The organism is Falsiruegeria mediterranea M17, assembly GCF_900302455.1.
GTDB lineage: Bacteria > Pseudomonadota > Alphaproteobacteria > Rhodobacterales > Rhodobacteraceae > Falsiruegeria > Falsiruegeria mediterranea.
The window spans coordinates 212030-229657 of record NZ_ONZG01000004.1 but is presented as its reverse complement, the minus strand read 5'-3'; the positions used below and the strand labels follow the sequence as shown (position 1 = coordinate 229657).

Genomic DNA, 17628 nt, shown 5'->3' with positions numbered 1-17628 from the left:
AGCGGGGGCTCTGCCAATGTGCACGAAGCCCCTCTTACGCTGATTGGGTATCGCTACTCGGTCTACAACTGGATCGTCCGCGGGGTGCTGCATCACACAGGCACCCCCTACCGGTTCGAAGATTTCGATCCATTCTCCCAAGACCTGGACGCACATCCGCACCCTTTTGGGCGCGTGCCGGTACTTAGGCATGGCGAGGTCACCTTGTATGAAACTGCCGCAATTTGCAGTTATGTCGACGCGATACAGAACGCGTCACCCTTGATGCCAACCGGCGCTTTGGCCCGGGCCCGTGTCTTGCAAGTCACGTCGATTATCGACACCTACGGGTACTGGCCGATGATCCGGCAAGTTTTTGCTCAACGAGTGGTTCGCCCATTCGAAGACCAGGAACCAGACGAAAACGAGATCGCAGAAGGCTTGCAATCGTCTGCCCGTGTTCTTGCAGCCTTGGAAGAGATCGCCAAAGAGCGGGTGGTTCTATCCGGTGACGAACTGACGCTGGCAAATTGCCACTTAGGACCAATGATGAGCTACTTTTGCCGCGCCCCCGAGGGGGCATCGGCATTGCAAGATTACCCGGCACTATCACGGTGGTGGTCGCAGATCTTGAACCGGCAATTCCTGCGCGACACTGATCCTTTGTCAAACGGCCCAGCTTAACCGTTGCCAACCGCCCGAATTGGGGAGTGCATCCGCTCCAGCCGGATGTCGGCGGTGCGCGCGTGTCCCTCCATCCCTTCGGCTCGTGAAATGGCGGCTGTGGCGCGGGCAAGCGCGGGCAGCGCCTCATCCTCGACACGCTGCCAGGTCACCGTCTTGAGGTATTTGTGCACGCTCAGGCCACCGGTGTAACGCGCCGCACCAGAGGTCGGCAGCACGTGGTTCGGCCCGCTGGCTTTGTCGCCAAAGGCAACTGTCGTGTTTGCCCCCAAGAACAAGGACCCATAGGCGTTCAAACGCATGCGCCACCAATCAAGATCGACCGCCTGCACATGCAGATGCTCGGGCGCGTAACGGTCCGCGACTTGCGCCATCTCCTCGCGGTCGGCACATAGGATCACCTCGCCCAAGGCGTCCCAAGCGGCTTGCGCGCTGGAGCGGTTGGGCTCGGGCAACTCAGCGATGCAGCCGGGGATGTGGGCTAGAACTTGGGCTGCCAAATCCGCGTCATCCAGCACCAGCCAAACAGGTGAGTTGTAGCCATGCTCGGCCTGCCCCACCAAATCCCAGGCCACCGTCAGCGCATCCGCTGTTGTGTCAGCAATCACAAGCGAATCCGTGGGCCCGGCAAACATATCGATCCCGACAGGCCCAAAAAGCTGCCGCTTGGCCTCGGCCACGAACTGATTGCCGGGGCCAACCAGGATATCTGCCTCAGGGGCTCCGAACAGGCCAAAGGCCATCGCCGCCACGCCCTGCACACCACCGACCGCAAGAATGCGGTCAGCGCCAGCAAGCGACATGGCATACAGGATCGCGGGGTGCACGCCCTGCCCCGGACGCGGCGGGGAGCAGGCGGTGATATTGGGCACGCCCGCCGCCCGCGCCGTGGTGATCGTCATCAGGGCCGACGCGATATGCGCATACCGCCCCCCCGGTACGTAACAGCCCGCCGCATTCAGCGGGATCTGCCGCTGACCGGCAATCAGGCCTGGGCGCAGCTCGGTTTCAAAGTCCATCGCAGACGCCCGCTGCGCCTCGGCAAAGCGGCGGATGTTGTCGTGCGCATAGCAGATCTCTGCCTTGAGCGGATCGGGCACGCGCAGCGATGCCTGCTCTACCTGATCGGGGGTGACAACGATGTCGCCGTCCCACCCGTCCAGCTTGGCAGCATAGTCGCGCACGGCCTGCTCGCCACCTTCCTTCAGACGCGCCAACATGATCTGGACGGTGTCTGCTGTATCGCCCGCAGAATGAGGAGCAAGGCCGGGTGCGGATTTCAGATATTCAACCATGTTAGGTGTCCTGTCACTTCAATACTTGACCATTGGGTCGCAGAGTTTCACAAAAGGCAAAACTATGGGGGTCTGCCAGATGCTGATGAAAGGGGTGACGTTGCGCGGTCTCGAGGTGTTCGAGGCGCTCGCAAAAACGGGATCGGTGGCGCAAGCCTCGGATCTGACGGGCCTGAGTCAACCTGCCGTCAGCCAACAGCTGCGCAACTTGGAAAAGGCGCTTGGGACCGATCTGGTGGATCACGGTAAGCGCCCGATGGTGGTGACGCCCGCGGGCCGGTCGTTTCTGGCTCGAACCGAGGCGGTGTTGTCCGAACTGCGGCTGGCGCAGAGCGAACTGACGGTGATGGACCTGACCCACCTGAGCACGCTGTCGATCGGGTTGATCGACGACTTCGACAATGACCTGACACCCCGCCTGGTGACGATCCTGGCCGACAGCCTGACCAAATGCCGGTTCAAACTGATCACCGCGCCCAGCCATGAAATCAGCGAAGCGATGCAACAGCAGCGGCTGCACATCGCCGTCGCGGCCACGACCGGAGAGATGCTGGATGGAGTGGTCGAATACCCGTTGGTTCGCGACCCGTTTTTGTTGGTGGCCCCCAAGGGCCATGTGCCCGAGGGCGCGGATATCATGGCAGCGCTGCAAGGTTTGCCGCTGCTGCGCTATGCCCGCGAACAGCTCATCAGCCGCCAGATCGAGGCGCATCTGGCGCGCCAAAAGCTGGTGTTCGAAGAACGGTTCGAGATCGGCTCGCATCTGGCGCTGATCGCCATGGTGGCCCGCCGGGTGGGCTGGTCGGTGACGACCCCGTTGGGCTACATGCGGGCGGCGCGGTTCCATGACCAGATCGACGCCTACCCGCTGCCGTTCTCGTCTTTTTCGCGCACCATCTCGCTCTTTGCAGGGGCCGATTGGGCCGACCGGGTGCCACGCGACGTGGCCCAGACCATGCGCCGCTTGGTGCAAAGCCAGATGATCGACCCTGCGGTGGCCAAGCTGCCCTGGCTCAACACCCAGCTGCGCGTGATCGACAGCTAGGCTGGCAAGGCGCGGTCTGGCGCAGAGCGGTGACATTGCGGGGCGATCCTGTCGAAAAGGGTGAAGCTATCACTCGGATAAATCCCACGCACCGGCCTTCGGACAAGAGTGGCTGGTTCAGTTTCCTGATCAGCAGATCATTGTTTTGACTTTGCTTAAGTAAGGCTCCGCTTCAATCCCTGTGCCGCCCGTTCGATCAGATCCAGCGCACCGTCAAAATCGCGGGTGTAATAGGGGTCGGGCACGTGATCGATGTCAGGATCGTCGATGTAATCGGTCAAGACACACACCGGCGTGTCATTCCCCACAGTGCGCAGAGCTTCGATGTTTTCGATGTTCTCGGCATCCATCCCGACGATCAGATCGAACCGGTCAAAGTCATCCGGCTGAAACTGCCGCGCCCGCAAATCCCCGATCTCCAGCCTCCTCTGCCGGGCCGCGTCTTGCATGGGGCCATAGGGCGGTTTGCCCACATGCCAGCTGGCCGTTCCGGCGCTGTCGGTGCTGGCCTCGGGCATCAACGCACGAAAAACACCTTCGGCCGCAGGGGAACGGCAGATATTACCAAGACAGACAAAGAGGATTCGGTGGGTCATGGGCATGCTCCTTTGAGCCACCAGTCTTAGGGATTGGAGCGGGCATGGAAAAGATCGTCATTCTCACCGGGGCCGGAATATCGGCAGAAAGCGGGTTGGGCACCTTTCGCGACGAGGGTGGGCTTTGGTCACAACACCGGATCGAAGATGTGGCAACCCCCGAAGGGTTCGCGCGCGACCCCGCTCTGGTCCAGGGGTTCTACAACGCCCGACGCGTGCAGGCAGCTCGGGCGCAGCCGAACGAAGCCCACCGGGCACTTGCGCGGCTGCAACGGGACTGGCCGGGTGAGGTGGTGATCGTGACGCAGAACGTTGACGGTCTGCACGAAGCAGGCGGGGCCAGCGACGTATTGCACATGCACGGCATCCTTGCCGGGGCGCTCTGCGCCAGCTGCGGTCATCGTTGGACAGCACCGGACCAGATGCAGGTGGGCGAGCCCTGCCCCTCTTGCGGGGCTCCTGCGGGCCGCCCGGATGTGGTGTGGTTCGGCGAGATGCCGTATTTCATGGATCAAATCTATGACCACCTGGCCAAGGCCAGCATCTTCGCCGCCATCGGCACGTCGGGACAAGTCTACCCGGCTGCGGCCTTTGTACACGAAGCAATTGCCGCGGACGCGCGAACGGTCGAGTTGAACCTGGACCCCTCGGCAGTGGTATCCAGCTTTGACGAGACACGCTTTGGTCCAGCCAGTGAGACGGTACCAGCCTGGGTCGATGAGCTTCTCGGCAACCGATAGGGCACAGTGCTGACTTCAAACCAGCGTAAAGTGCAGCGCTCTGCGGTGACGCGCCGGGCGCAGCCCGGCGCCCGGCCCAACGGGAGGAGGGCATCTTTGATGCACGAACGACGGGCGGGAGCCTCCCCGCCCACCAGATCGATCTTCAGTGTTTGTGCGCGCCCGCTTCCGGCTTGCGTTCAAGGTCCACCGGCACTTCGATCTCGACCTCACCGGCCTTTTCGAACACCAGTGTCACCGGGATCATGTCGCCTTGTACAAAGGGTTGGTTCAACCCCATGAACATCACGTGGTCACCCCCGCGTTGCAGCCCGTGCATCTCGCCTGCAGGAATGGCAAAGCCCTCTTCCACGTGCAGCATCTGCATGACGCCATCGGCGTTTTCTTTATGGGTGTGCAGCTCAACCCGGGCGGCCACGTCCGATTTGACGTCAACCAGCCGATCATCCTCGGTCCCGTGGTTCATGATCATCATGAAGGCCGCACCGGTCTTGGCCGCTTTGCCGGCCGATCGCGCATAAGGGTCCTTGATCATGATCGCGTCGCCCGCAAAGGCGGATGTTGCAACGGTAACGGCTGCCAGAGCTACGGCGAAAACTTTGGTGAAGCGCATGTCTTCTTTCCTGTATGTTTGTCTGTCTGAAAGGGATTTGGATGTCAGACAGTTACAGGCGGTGCCCGCGCAAACGGGGCCATCAACGGAGCCGGTATCAAGGCTTCAGTCAAACGTGCAGGCGCAGAGGTCTCTACAGGCGCCTCGGGGCGCAATGCCACCTCATCGGGCAGAACTGCACCCAGCAGTGTTAGAGCATATTCAGGACAAAACGCCGGGGCTTGTGTTGGCTGGCCATGTTCATCGACCATGACCACGATCGGCCCGGTGCCGGTACAGATCACCATCTGCCCCACCGCCGCATCCATCCCGCGCGATGCGGCCATGCCCTGTCCGGTCAAAACAACCAGCAGGCTTAGCGCAAGGGCAAGATATGTGCGAAGGGAGGCGCTCATCCTGCCACCGGAGGTGACACCGCGTGGCGCAAGCTGCAAGCTGAAATCGACGCCTGCAACCTCATGACGCAACCCTTGGGCGTACCACCCATGAGGCACCAAAACGAAAAACCCTGCACGCAGCGTGCAGGGTTCTCCTGAAATTCGAAAAGCGCGTGAAGCGATCAGGCCGCGGCTTGTGCCTTGGCGATCTCTTTCTTCACTTTCAGCGCGTTTGCCGACAGCTCTTCGTCCTTGGCCTTGGCCAGGAACGCGTCCAGACCACCACGGTGGTCGACCGAGCGCAGAGCAGCCGCCGAGATGCGCAGCTTGACGCCACGGCCCAGGGTTTCCGACTGCAAGGTGACGTCGTTCAAGTTCGGCAGGAAACGACGACGAGTTCTGTTTTTGGCGTGGCTGACATTGTTGCCAGTCATCGGGCCTTTTCCGGTCAGTTCGCAACGGCGCGACATGGTTTCTTCCTTTGTTTCTGGAGGCTCGGGATCACCCGCAGCCAAATCACAAGGGGCGCTATCCGTTGACGCGCCCGAAAACTGGTTGGATGCGTTTAGGAGGAATCGCTGCCAGCGTCAAGTCATCTGCCAGCCTTTTCCGACGCTTTGTCTTTCATCAGCTGAATATGTCTGCGCTCGGCCGTTGCCGCAAGTTCCTGTCGGCCGCTTTGTTCCGCCCGTTGCGCCAGATGACGCCAGTAAACCGGGCTGCCACGCCGTGACGTGCGATGCAATTTGCACAGCTGCGACACACCAACCATTTCGGTTCTGAGCAGCCTTTGCAGGGCGCCAAGTTTCCCACCCTGGCGCAAGACCTGTGTTGCCGGATGCCCCGAGGCCGCCAAGCGGGCCACGCTCATGCCAGGAAACACCAGATCAATCATCTGCGCATGCACCAGATCCGCCGTTCTGAATGGATCGGCAAGCACGACCCCCTGGACGGGGTGCTCTCGCTCCATCAACCCCCCAAGGTCCGGGTCAAACTCCTTTGCAAACTTTCGATATCGGCGATCAAAAGGCACATGATCAGGTGCGATTGAATACTGTGGCGATACAGCGATCAGGTGCGACAGGTTCAACGCCTTGGCAAATCTGAGGGCCGCATACCCACCCATCGAGAACCCTATCGAATGGACGGCTGCGAACTGTCTGGAAAAACGGTCAAGTTCAGCTTCCAACGCTTGCGTTTCGGAATTGATATACCAATCATTCAACCGCGCTTGCAGGTGCAAATGTGTGTATCCGGCACTTACAAATGACCTCACGGGAACAGCTTCGGAGTAGGCCCCTGCCTCTTGGGTGCGCTGGCGGAAACTGACAAACAGGCGATCCTGTCCTGGATTGAACATGCTGGCGCGCAGCCTGTCCCCATCAAAAAGTCGCGTTTCCGGCAATACACTCAAACTTTCAGGTGCCCCCTCAACATCTGATCTGCAGCAGCCGAGGGGCTCATGGCACCGTCTGCGACATTGCTGCTCAACGAATCCATCATAGCGCGCGCCTCTGGGGCATCCAGCCGCGCCAACAGGGCCTGACGGACCTCTTGGTCGAACCAATAGCGGGCCTGATTTGCCCGGGTCGCCTCCCAGAACCCGTTTTCCTTACGCCAGTTGATCAGCGCCTGCATCTCGTCCCAGGCTGTGACCAGACCGTCCTCTTGCAAGGCCGAGACCATCATGGCCTTGGGAAACTCTTTTGGATCTTGCGGACGTTTGCGCAGCAGGCGCAAGGCACCCGCGTAATCGGCACAGGTGCGAGTGGCCGCCGGTTTCAGATCACCATCGGCCTTGTTGACGAGAATCAGGTCTGCCATTTCCATGATGCCGCGTTTGACCCCTTGCAGCTCGTCCCCCCCGGCCGGGGCCAACAGCAACAGGAACAGATCCGACATCTCGGCCACAACCGTCTCTGACTGGCCAACACCCACCGTCTCGATCAGCACGACGTCGAACCCCGCCGCCTCGCATAGGGCAACGGCCTCGCGCGTGCGTCGCGCCACACCGCCCAGATGGGTCTGGCTGGGGGACGGGCGAATAAACGCGTTCCGCTCGCGGCTCAACCGCTCCATCCGGGTCTTGTCACCCAAGATCGACCCACCCGAGCGGGACGAGCTGGGATCGACAGCCAGAACCGCAACGCGCAGCCCCTGCCCCACCAGATGCATGCCAAAGGCTTCGATGAACGTGGATTTGCCCACCCCTGGTGTTCCCGACAGGCCAATCCGCATCGCTTGTCGCCGCGCGGAACTCAGCTGTTCCAGCAGAGCTGTGGCTTGTGCTCGGTGATCTGCGCGCCCACTTTCCACCAGTGTGATCGCGCGCGCCAAAGCCCGACGATCGCCTGTCAGAATCTTGTCACCCAGCTGTGCGATGTCCATGATGGTTCGACCCTTATTTAATTTGCGCTACTTGACGCCGAGCGGGTTGCTTTGTCCAGAGTTTGAAGGGGTTTCACAATATGTATCTTCGCCGCATTGCCTTTACCCTCGTGGTCCTGCCCCTGTTTGGCGCCCATTCTGCACGGGCCGCAGACACCGATGCGCTCTTTGATGTGCAGGCCTGGGGCGTGAAAATTGGTGAGTTTCGCATCTCGGGCCAGGATCGTAGCAATAGCTACTCCGTGACTTCGAAATTCGAGACAACCGGTCTGGTCAAACAGCTTGGACGCATCTGGTTCACGATGTCCGCCAAGGGGCAAAAGTCGGGCGGCAGCTTTATCCCTGCACGCTATGCCGAGCGGGTTCAGACGGGACGGCGCAAATCCGAAGCCCAGATCGACTATTCTTCGGGCTTTCCGCTGCTAACGGGTGGCAAACTTGGCACCGAAGACGCCGAGGTTCTGGATGCCGCCGCGCAGACGGACACCGTTGATCCGCTGACGGCCATGTTCATCGCCCTAAGCGATCAACCGCGCGCTGGCTTGTGCACGCTGAACCAACCGATCTTTGACGGCGCGCGCCGTACCATAGCCTTTATGACCGGACGCCGCGACGACGGCGACAACGTGGTCTGCACCGGCCAGTTTCAACGCTTGGGCGGCTATTCGGCCAAGCAACTGCGGCAGGGGCGCAATTCCAGCTATGAGCTTACCTATGTCCCCGCCGGTGTCTTGATGCGGGTGCAAGAAGCGCGCGTCACCAGCTCTCGCGGCACCGCCATCCTGACCCGACGCTAGACGCCGTCGCCTGCTTTGGCGATAAGGCGGGCATGAGCAAGCTCCCCATCGAAGACGCCCTGCCCGACCTGATTGACGCCCTGCGCCGCACGGGCCGCGCCGTGCTGCAGGCCCCTCCCGGCGCAGGCAAGACCACGCGCGTGCCACTTGCCATGCTCGAGGCGGACCTGTGCGACGGGCGGATCATCATGCTGGAACCCCGCCGCCTGGCCGCTCGTGCGGCCGCCGAGCGGATGGCGCAAACCCGGGGCGAGCCAGTTGGACAGACGGTGGGTTACCGGATTCGGGGCGACTCCAAAACCACGAAAGCGACCCGGATCGAGGTTGTGACCGAGGGTATCCTGACCCGCATGTTGCAATCCGAACCAGACCTGCCGGGCGTCAGTGCGATCTTGTTCGATGAATTCCACGAACGTTCTTTGAACGCCGATCTTGGCCTGGCCCTATGCTTGGAAGTTGCCGAGGCCCTGCGTGACGACCTGATGCTGATCGCGATGTCCGCGACACTCGACGCTGGCCCAGTTGCCGACCTGATGAAAGCACCGCTGGTGACCTCGCAAGGGCGCAGCTTCCCTGTCGAAACCCGCTGGCTCGACCGACCGTTGCCCCCCAAGGCACGCAAGTTGGATGCCCTGGTCGACTTGGTGGTACAGGCAGAGCGTGACACACGGGCCGACGGCGGCGGTATTCTGGTGTTTCTGCCCGGCGAAGGAGAGATCCGCCGCGCCGAGGGGGCCTTGAACGGGCGGCTGTCCGGGGATTGTACCGTCCGACCGCTGTTTGGCGCGATGCCCTTCGGTGATCAACGCGCCGCTATTGCCCCAGTCCAATCAGGTCGAAAAGTGGTGCTGGCAACGTCGATTGCTGAAACCTCACTCACCATTCAGGACATCCGCGTGGTGGTCGACATGGGTCAGGCCCGCCGCGCCCGGTTCGATCCCGGTTCGGGCATGTCGCGGCTGGTCACTGAACGCGTGACCCGGGCCGAGGCCACCCAACGCGCAGGCCGCGCGGGTCGCGTGGCTGCCGGCGTGTGCTATCGCCTCTGGACCAGAGGAGAGGAAGGCGCGCTCTTTGCCTATCCCCCGGCCGAGATCGAAGCCGCCGATCTGACCGGGCTTGCATTGGAACTGGCGCTTTGGGGCGCGGAAACCTCCGACCTGGCGTTCCTGACGCCCCCGCCCGAAGGCGCTTTGGCCGAGGCTCGCGCGCTCTTGCAGATGCTGGGCGCTTTGGACACCTCCAACCGGATGACCGACCACGGGCGCGCTTTGACCGCCCTGCCCTTGCATCCGCGCTTGGCACATATGTTGGTGACCGCCGGGCAAGCGGCGGCCCCCTTGGCTGCGTTGTTGGCCGAACGCGACCCTCTGCGTGGAGCCCCCACCGATCTGACCCTGCGGCTCGAGGCTTTGCGCGATCCAAAAGCGTTTCAGCGCAAGAGGTCTTATCAGGTGAACTTTGGCGTCCTTGATCGCGTCCGGGCTGAGACCAAGCGCCTGCGCGCCCTGACCCGCCCCCAAGACAGCGACCTGTCACCCGTCGCCATGGCCGCACTCGCTTATCCCGACCGGATCGGACAGCGGCGCAAAGGCGACGCGGCGCGCTATGTCCTGTCAGGCGGCAAAGGCGTGGTGATGGAGGACAGCGACACTCTGGCCGCAGCACCGCTGATCGTTGCACTCGACACCGACGGCAACCCCCGCGAGGCGCGCGTCAGGTTGGCTGCACGCATCTCCGAGGGTGAGGTCCGCGCCCTCTTTGCTGATCAGATCGCGTGGCTCGATCACTGTGAATGGTCGAAACGCGAGCGCCGCGTGGTGGCCCGCAGGCGTGAATGCTTCGGTGCAATCGCGCTGGATGACCGCATTTGGAAGGACGTCCCGCCTGATGCGGTTGCCCTGGCCATGCTGGATGGCGTGCGCGATCTGGGGTTGCGTCTAGACGGGGCTGGTGCGCGCCTGGCGGCCCGGGTGGAACTCGCCCGTGCGGACGGGGCCGAGATGCCGGATTTCTCGCACGACGGACTGATGGCCACGCTTGAGGATTGGCTGCTGCCGATGCTCCCCGGCGTTCGCAGCGCCGAAGACTGGAGGCGGTTTGACCCGCTGCCTGCGCTGCAATCGGCACTCAGCTGGGGCCAGACGCAGGCGCTCGATCGCCTGGTGCCGTCGAAATTCGTGACACCTTTGGGGCGTAAGATCGCCATCGACTATGACGCCGACGGCAACCCTGAAATCCAGGTTCGCCTGCAAGAGATGTTCGGGGTGACGCGGCATCCCACCAGCGGCGGGGTGCCCCTGAAGATCACGCTTCTGTCGCCCGCACAACGCCCGATCCAGATCACCCGCGATCTGCCCGGGTTCTGGACCGGATCCTATGCGGATGTGCGCAAGGATATGCGGGCGCAATATCCCAAACACCCCTGGCCCGAAGACCCCACCCAAGAGGACCCCACCCTGCGCGCCAAACGGCGTAAGTGATCCGCTTTTGCCCAAACACGTGCGGCTGAACGCAACTGCAGCGCGCCGCAGGCGCGCTGCCGGGCCCAACGGGAGGGCGTGCATCTTTGATGCATGTCCCGACGGGCGGGAGCGCTACGGGCGCAAGCTTGGCAAACCGATCCCGGTTGCCTGAAACCCGCCATCAGCTGCCAGGATCTGGCCGGTGATGTAACTCGCCTTGTCGCTCAGCAGGAAGGTGATGGCCGCGGCAATCTCATCCTCGCTACCATAGCGGTTCAAAGGAATGGCATCGTGATAGGCCGCGCGGATGTCGGGCGTGTGCACGGCCAGCGCCAGCTTGGTGTTCACCGGTCCCGGTGCCACGGCGTTGACACGGATGCCAAGCTCGCCCAATTCCGCGGCCTGCTGCAAGGTCAACTGCGCCAGCCCCGCCTTGGACGTCCCATAGGCCACCCGCAAGGTTGACGCGCGCAGGCCCGAGATCGAGGTGATGTTGACCACCGCGCCGCCATCACCCTCGGCCAACAGCCCGGTCAGCGCCTGCGTCATCAGAAACGGCCCGTCCAAGTTGGTTGCCATGACGGTCTTCCACCGCTCGAAACTGGTTTCGCGGATCGGGCCGAAATCAGCCACACCTGCGTTATTCACCAACCCGTCCAGACGCCCGAATTCAGCCCCCAGCCAATCGGCAACGCGCGTGGCATCCTCGGGGATTGAGACATCCGCCTCACAGGCCACTGCCCCTTCGACGCTGTGAACGGCCTCGGCCAGAGCTTCGGCATCACGATCCAGCATGATCACCCGCCAGCCCTGTTCCGTCAGTTGCCGTGAAGTTGCCAGCCCGATGCCGCGCGCGGCGCCGGTTATCAATGCAGTTTTCATTCTCCGTCTCTATCCCCAATCGCCATGATGTTTGCCCGGCATGTCCATACGCTCGAATCCGTGTACCCCAAAGGCATCCCGCTGCGCCTGAATCAGGTTGGCCGTGCCAGTGCCCTGACGCGCCGTGTCGAACCACGCCAGTCCCGCTGACAAGGCCGGAACCGGAAGTCCAGCCGCAACCGCCGTCCCCACCACCTGCCGCAAAGCCGGGATCGCGGGCGCCAACAACTCGGCCATCCCATCCGCCAGCAAGACCGGCCGTTGAGGCGTCTTACGCAGCAGCGGCGCCAATTCATCCAGCAGGCTGGAGCGGATGATGCAGCCCGCCCGCCAAATCTCGGCAATACGGGCCAAATCCAATGACCAGTCAAACTCGGCCGAGGCCGCGCGCAGAACCTCGAACCCTTGCAGGTGCGCCAACACGCGACCGGCAAAGAGCGCGTTTTCCAGTGTAGCCGGATCCAGCTCCACCTGTCCCACGCCCGGAAACTGCGTCGCCGCGGCCAGTCGCGCGGACTTCGCCGACGACCAGGCACGCGCGCCAACAGCGGCCTCAATCGCGCTTGCGGATTGGCCCAGCTTCAACGCTTCGATCACCGTCCAGCGGCCGGTGCCCTTTTGCCCGGCCTGATCCCTGATCACATCGACCAGTGGCTTGCCGCTGTCAGTATCGGTCACGTGCAGCACCTTGGCGGTGGTTTCGACCAGGAATGACGCCAGCTTGCCCGCGCTCCAGTTCGCAAACAGCGCGCCAATCTGCGGGGCCTCCCAGCCCTGTCCATCGCGCAGCACGCCATAGACCTCGGCAATCATCTGCATGTCGGCATATTCGATGCCATTGTGCACCGTCTTGACGAAATGCCCCGCCCCATCCGTGCCCACATGGGCCACACAGGGATCGCCCTGGAACTCGGCCGCAATGGGTTCAAGGATTGGTTGCAACTGCTGCCAACTGTGATCGGAACCACCAACCATCATCGACGGGCCGTGGCGTGCGCCCTCTTCGCCGCCCGAGACACCCATACCAACAAAATGGAACGTCTTGGCCTGAGCCGTTCTGCGGCGGGTTTCATTGAAGTCTGCGTTGCCCGCATCAACGACCGTATCATCCGGATTCAGCAAGGGGGACAATTGGGCAAGCATGTCATCCACGGGCGCACCGGACGGGATCATCAAGATGATCACCCGAGGCGAGGCAAGCGCGGCGACAAAATTGCCTAAATCGGCCGCGCCGGTGATGCGCGACGACAGCGGGCCGGCCTCCTCCAGAAACGGGTCGATCCAGTCTGCCTCGCGGTTGCTGACGGCGATGCGAATGCCCTTGTCCGCGAGGTTCAACGCCAGGGCGCTGCCCATCGTTCCCAGACCATACACCCCGACCTGCACTTGGGTCCCCGCCGACGCCTCCGCCTGTTGTTGTGCCATGCACCACCTCTTACCAACTCAGCCCGACAAAGGTGCGCCATCCCCGCGACAGACGCAAGACGCCGAAAAGTCGAACAAATAATGGGCATTGTAAGTAATGCTGCATTCCCTATATTCCTTTGGAACTGCTGTGACAGAATGCAGCATGATCGAGCGTGAACCATGACAGATGCACTGATCAAAGCCTGGGAAGAGGTTGTGAGACCTTTTTTCCTGCGCCCCAAACGGGTGCAGGTGGCGGCACTGTGCACGCGTGATGGCGCGGCCGGGAAAGAGGTTCTGCTGATCACCAGCCGCGGCACCGGGCGCTGGATCGTACCCAAGGGATGGCCGATTGATGGGCTCAATGGTCCAGAGACTGCATTGCAGGAAGCTTGGGAAGAAGCCGGTGTTCAGGGCACACAAACCCACAAAGATCCAGTCGGGCGTTACAGCTATGACAAGATAAAGGGCAACGGCCTGGCCGTTCCGGTCGAAACCGAAGTCTATCGGATCGAAGTGTCAAAGCTGGCGGATGACTACCCCGAGGTTGGTCAACGCGAGCGCCGGTGGGTGCCCCCCAAAGAGGCCGCAAAGCTGGTACGAGAACCCCAATTGCAGGCCATTTTGCTCGATTTGTAACAGTTTCACGACTGTTTTATGGCAGCCGACTTGCGCCTGTCGCATGCAGCCTCTAATTGGCCGCGCGACACTCACAATAGACGGCAGACAAATGGCTGACGCAGAAAACAGCAACAAATGGACGACACTTGATCGCGACTTGAACCGCATATCGCGAGTTGAGATGGCGACCGCCTATGTTGCGCGACCCCTGGTTGGGCCAGGGATTGCGTTGGCGTTCATGGTGATTGCTGCCTTGGTTGCCATGCTGGCATTCGGCACCACATCCGGGAGCCTGATCATTGCGGCGGCCGCCGCCTTTGGCGCCTATATGGCGATCAACATCGGCGCCAATGATGTTGCCAACAACATGGGCCCCGCTGTGGGGGCCAACGCGCTGACCATGGGCGGCGCCATTGCCATTGCCGCCATTGCAGAAAGCGCCGGGGCTCTGCTCGCAGGTGGGGACGTTGTCTCGACCATATCCAAAGGGATCATCGACCCGTCCGGTATGCAAAGCACCGAGATTTTCATCTGGGCGATGATGGCGGCGCTGATCTCGTCTGCCTTGTGGGTCAATCTGGCCACGTGGGTGGGCGCACCGGTTTCCACCACCCATTCGGTCGTCGGTGGTGTCATGGGGGCAGGCATCGCAGCCGCTGGCATGGCCGCCGTCAGTTGGCCAACCATGGGCAAGATTGCTGCAAGCTGGGTGATCTCACCCGTTCTGGGTGGCGCCATTGCTGCTGCATTTCTGGCGTTGATCAAGGCCCGCATCCTGTATCAGGAAGACAAAATTGCAGCTTCGCGCCGCTGGGTCCCGATCCTGGTGGGCGTGATGGCGGGTGCCTTTTCCGCCTATCTCGCAGTCAAGGGCCTCAAGCGGATTGTAAAGATTGAGCTGGAGATCGCCCTGTTGATCGGGGTTTTTGGCGGTCTGGCGATTTGGGCACTCTGCGTGCCCCTGATCCGCCGTCAATCCGAGGGGTTGGAGAACCGAAACAAATCGGTCAAAACGCTTTTTGGCCTGCCTTTGGTCGTCTCCGCTGCCCTCCTCAGCTTTGCCCATGGCGCCAACGACGTGGCCAATGCTGTTGGCCCTCTGGCCGCCATTGTACACGCCACCGAATTCGGAGACTTTGCATCCAAAGTTGCAATCCCGACCTGGGTCATGGTCATCGGAGCCTTTGGCATCTCGTTCGGCCTGTTCCTGTTTGGACCCAAACTGATCCGCATGGTAGGCAGTCAGATCACCAAGCTGAACCCAATGCGCGCCTATTGCGTTGCCCTGTCCGCCGCGATCACCGTAATCGTCGCAAGCTGGTTGGGCTTGCCGGTCAGCTCAACCCATATCGCCGTCGGCGGCGTGTTTGGCGTGGGTTTTTATCGTGAGTGGCACATGGAGCGCCGACTGCAGAAATCCAGCGCCAATCGCCCAGTGGAAAGACGCATTGCGCGCGAGGAACGCCGCCGCCGCAAGCTGGTTCGCCGGTCGCATTTCATGACGATCATTGCGGCTTGGGTCATCACGGTGCCCGCCGCTGCGCTCATGTCGGCCAGCATCTTCTGGCTGCTCTCGCTGATGCTGTGATCCGGACAAGCTAGCCCCTGACGTCGCTTGCCGTCAGCGGAGGCTCTGCCGTTTCGATCAGTTTGGCCACCCTGCTGCAGATCGGGGTGGCCACGCCAGCTTGCTGCCCCAAACGCATGATCTCGCCCTGCAAACTGTCAATCTCGGTCGGACGCCCCGCCATCACATCATAAGCCATCGACGTCCGCGCGGTGGGGTCGATCGTCAGCATCTTGGCCGCAATCCGGCTGAACAGAGGCGTCGGCAGACGCAGGATGTGCGGCGTCATCCAGGCAGGCAGAGGCGTGGTTGAGGCCACATCCAAGCCTGAACGCTGCAGCACTTTCAGCGCCTCGGTCATCTGGTCCGCCATTACCCGGCGCCAGTCACGATCCAGGAGTTGTTCCTGCAAGGTCAGACCGCTGAGCGCATTCAACGCGTTGTTGAGGTTGATCACCAGCTTGCCCCATTGCACCGCTTCGATCCGGTCGCTTTCGGTCACGGCCAGATGCGGCACGCTCAGGGTATTTCCCAGATCGCCCGGGCCCTGCTCGATCACGATGTCCCCGGATGTGGCCCGGTGAAAGCCCGCGTCCGAGGGGACAACATTGAACGGAACCATACCTGCGCGTACAGCCCGGCCGGGCAATATGGCGCGCAAGGTGGCCGCATTTTCGATCCCGTTTTGCCACGACAGGACCGGAGCGTCTGCTGGTGCGTATTTGGCAATCAGGCGCGCCATCTCCTCTGTCGCGCCGGATTTGACAGTCACGATCACCAGATTCGCTTGGGCAAGACAGCTCGGGTCATCACTCAGACCCAATTGATCGGCTTGCACCACCTGCTCCAACCCCGAGAAATCCGAAACCGTCAGGCCATGCTCGCGGATCAGATCAAGAATGCGAGCCCGCCCCAACAGCGTGACAGGATGGCCAGCCGCAGCCAACAGCCCCCCTGTGAAACAGCCGATACTTCCGGCTCCTGCCATGACAATACACATCCCGATCTCTCCCCTCTGGATGATCTTGCGACCGACGGGGCAGAGAGGCAACCGTGACCATGCGACATGTCCGGGGGTACTCCCGCCCTCGCTGCATGCCCTGGCGGGCTCTTGCTCCGTTGGGCCGGGCGCCTCGCTTGTCGCTCGGCGCGGTCGCGTCCATCTGCGCCGTCAGCCTGCCCGTCTTTGCCTGCGCTCTTTAAGGCGTGCATGCGCCTCGGGCGTGCCATCGTGAAACGAGCCGAACCACTTGTCCCAGGGCATTTCCAGGTTGCCGTAGTTCACTTCGAAATACCTGTGATGCATCTGGTGGTGGAACGTCCCGAGCGCCAGCGCTTTGCGGTCCTTTACCAAAAGGCTTTCGAACCCTGTGTGCGACGTTGCCGCAGTCAGCCCCTGATGTTGCAAGTGGAACAGGATGTGTAGTGGATGGGCAGGAACCAGCAAATGGATCAGGATCGAAGTGAAGAAGAAAAACGCCTCGACGGGATGCATCGACAGCCCCGACCAGGGGCCTACATTGACGTTTCGGTGGTGCAAAGCGTGGGCCAGACGATAGAGCGGCCCCCAATGCAACGCCCTGTGGATCCAGTAGAAATGGAACGAGATCCAGACCGGAGTGAGCAGGAAAAAGAGCACAAACAGAACGGGATGTTCCGAGGGGACAAGCATGAGGACCCAGCCCCGAGCTATGCCATGAAACATCAGCACTTCGAAGAAGGTCCAGCATCCGACCCCGCTGACCAGTGTCCAAAACATGTTGTCGTGCACCTGATTGGCAAAGGTGAACTGCTTGCCTTTTCCCGCCAAGGGGCGCGGATCGAACTTGAGCCGTTCGCCCTGCTTTCGGGCGCGGAAAAAGAACAGATGCAGCCCACCTGCCACCAGTGCCATCAGCCCGAGATTGCGTAACCAGATCAGCGCGATCCAGTCGAGCGACAGCACCGCCATCCGCTCAATTGCTGGTGTTAGCCAGGTCCAGCTGATGAATGCGATCAGCAGCACAAGCACGTTTTCCGCCACCCCCAGCCACCGCACGGCAAGCCACTGTACCATGCGCGCCGGATTTGGCGGCCAGCTGAAAAACGGCGAGACCGCAATAGGCACATCAGGGGTATGCGCCCAGCCGGGCAGCTTTGGACGATCGGACATGGCGGGCCTTTGTTGGTTGC

Annotated in this window: 18 protein-coding genes; 7 read left to right on the top strand and 11 right to left on the bottom strand. The window is 61.8% G+C overall.

The genetic code is table 11. From position 1 onward, the window contains the following. Positions 1-18: 18 nt before the first annotated feature. Positions 19-663 carry a glutathione S-transferase family protein gene (locus tag TRM7615_RS09605; RefSeq protein WP_108787292.1) on the top strand — a complete coding sequence of 215 codons (645 nt, stop codon included), beginning with the start codon at positions 19-21 and terminating at the stop codon, positions 661-663. Here the strand turns inward: TRM7615_RS09605 and hisD are convergent. Beyond that, positions 660-1958: a histidinol dehydrogenase gene (gene hisD / locus TRM7615_RS09600; protein ID WP_108786858.1), complete on the bottom strand. Its 1299-nt coding sequence runs from the start codon at positions 1956-1958 to the stop codon at positions 660-662. The genes TRM7615_RS09605 and hisD overlap by 4 nt on opposite strands. Positions 1959-2037: 79 nt before the next feature. Here hisD and TRM7615_RS09595 point away from each other — a divergent pair, with 79 nt between their 5' ends. Further along, positions 2038-3003 (top strand): LysR family transcriptional regulator, encoded by a 966-nt coding sequence (locus TRM7615_RS09595; protein ID WP_108787290.1) that lies wholly within the window; start codon positions 2038-2040, stop codon positions 3001-3003. A 155-nt stretch (positions 3004-3158) separates the two neighbouring features. On the opposite strand, the gene TRM7615_RS09590 is transcribed toward TRM7615_RS09595, so the two are convergent. Further along, positions 3159-3599, bottom strand: a complete 441-nt coding sequence (locus TRM7615_RS09590) for a low molecular weight protein-tyrosine-phosphatase (RefSeq protein WP_108787288.1) — start codon at positions 3597-3599, stop codon at positions 3159-3161. Between the two features lie 44 nt (positions 3600-3643). Between TRM7615_RS09590 and TRM7615_RS09585 the strand changes: the two genes are divergently transcribed. Beyond that, positions 3644-4339 carry an NAD-dependent deacylase gene (locus tag TRM7615_RS09585; protein ID WP_108786856.1) on the top strand — a complete coding sequence of 232 codons (696 nt, stop codon included), beginning with the start codon at positions 3644-3646 and terminating at the stop codon, positions 4337-4339. A gap of 145 nt (positions 4340-4484) precedes the next feature. On the opposite strand, the gene TRM7615_RS09580 is transcribed toward TRM7615_RS09585, so the two are convergent. The 5 genes from TRM7615_RS09580 to meaB form a co-directional block, all read right to left on the bottom strand. Continuing rightward, positions 4485-4952 carry a copper chaperone PCu(A)C gene (locus tag TRM7615_RS09580; protein ID WP_108786854.1) on the bottom strand — a complete coding sequence of 156 codons (468 nt, stop codon included), beginning with the start codon at positions 4950-4952 and terminating at the stop codon, positions 4485-4487. Positions 4953-4996: 44 nt separating this feature from the next. Next, positions 4997-5347, bottom strand: a complete 351-nt coding sequence (locus TRM7615_RS09575) for a hypothetical protein (protein WP_108787286.1) — start codon at positions 5345-5347, stop codon at positions 4997-4999. A 164-nt stretch (positions 5348-5511) separates the two neighbouring features. Further along, positions 5512-5799 carry a 50S ribosomal protein L28 gene (gene rpmB, locus TRM7615_RS09570; protein ID WP_085794823.1) on the bottom strand — a complete coding sequence of 96 codons (288 nt, stop codon included), beginning with the start codon at positions 5797-5799 and terminating at the stop codon, positions 5512-5514. A gap of 122 nt (positions 5800-5921) precedes the next feature. Next, positions 5922-6689, bottom strand: a complete 768-nt coding sequence (locus TRM7615_RS09565; RefSeq protein ID WP_235824053.1) for an alpha/beta hydrolase — start codon at positions 6687-6689, stop codon at positions 5922-5924. A 50-nt stretch (positions 6690-6739) separates the two neighbouring features. Further along, positions 6740-7717 carry a methylmalonyl Co-A mutase-associated GTPase MeaB gene (gene meaB / locus TRM7615_RS09560; protein ID WP_108786849.1) on the bottom strand — a complete coding sequence of 326 codons (978 nt, stop codon included), beginning with the start codon at positions 7715-7717 and terminating at the stop codon, positions 6740-6742. An 80-nt stretch (positions 7718-7797) separates the two neighbouring features. On the opposite strand from meaB, the gene TRM7615_RS09555 reads away from it, so the two are divergent. Next, positions 7798-8514 carry a DUF3108 domain-containing protein gene (locus tag TRM7615_RS09555; protein ID WP_108786847.1) on the top strand — a complete coding sequence of 239 codons (717 nt, stop codon included), beginning with the start codon at positions 7798-7800 and terminating at the stop codon, positions 8512-8514. Between the two features lie 32 nt (positions 8515-8546). Continuing rightward, positions 8547-10997 (top strand): ATP-dependent helicase HrpB, encoded by a 2451-nt coding sequence (gene hrpB, locus TRM7615_RS09550; RefSeq protein ID WP_108786845.1) that lies wholly within the window; start codon positions 8547-8549, stop codon positions 10995-10997. 114 nt (positions 10998-11111) lie between these two features. Here the strand turns inward: hrpB and TRM7615_RS09545 are convergent, their stop codons facing one another. Both TRM7615_RS09545 and gnd read right to left on the bottom strand, forming a co-directional pair. Next, the gene (locus TRM7615_RS09545; RefSeq protein ID WP_108786843.1) at positions 11112-11861 is read right to left on the bottom strand and encodes an SDR family NAD(P)-dependent oxidoreductase; all 750 of its coding nucleotides are present in this window, start codon (positions 11859-11861) and stop codon (positions 11112-11114) included. Between the two features lie 9 nt (positions 11862-11870). After that, complete coding sequence (gene gnd / locus TRM7615_RS09540) at positions 11871-13286, bottom strand: NADP-dependent phosphogluconate dehydrogenase (protein WP_108786841.1); 1416 nt, start codon at positions 13284-13286, stop codon at positions 11871-11873. A gap of 162 nt (positions 13287-13448) precedes the next feature. On the opposite strand from gnd, the gene TRM7615_RS09535 reads away from it, so the two are divergent. Next, positions 13449-13907 carry an NUDIX hydrolase gene (locus tag TRM7615_RS09535; protein ID WP_108786839.1) on the top strand — a complete coding sequence of 153 codons (459 nt, stop codon included), beginning with the start codon at positions 13449-13451 and terminating at the stop codon, positions 13905-13907. A gap of 91 nt (positions 13908-13998) precedes the next feature. Continuing rightward, a complete protein-coding gene (locus tag TRM7615_RS09530; RefSeq protein WP_108786837.1) occupies positions 13999-15477 on the top strand; it encodes an inorganic phosphate transporter in 1479 nt (492 codons plus the stop codon). Between the two features lie 10 nt (positions 15478-15487). On the opposite strand, the gene TRM7615_RS09525 is transcribed toward TRM7615_RS09530, so the two are convergent. Together TRM7615_RS09525 and TRM7615_RS09520 are read right to left on the bottom strand one after the other, a co-directional pair. Next, positions 15488-16444 (bottom strand): 2-dehydropantoate 2-reductase, encoded by a 957-nt coding sequence (locus tag TRM7615_RS09525; RefSeq protein ID WP_306417724.1) that lies wholly within the window; start codon positions 16442-16444, stop codon positions 15488-15490. Positions 16445-16627: 183 nt separating this feature from the next. Then, complete coding sequence (locus TRM7615_RS09520) at positions 16628-17608, bottom strand: sterol desaturase family protein (protein WP_108786833.1); 981 nt, start codon at positions 17606-17608, stop codon at positions 16628-16630. Positions 17609-17628 lie beyond the last annotated feature (20 nt).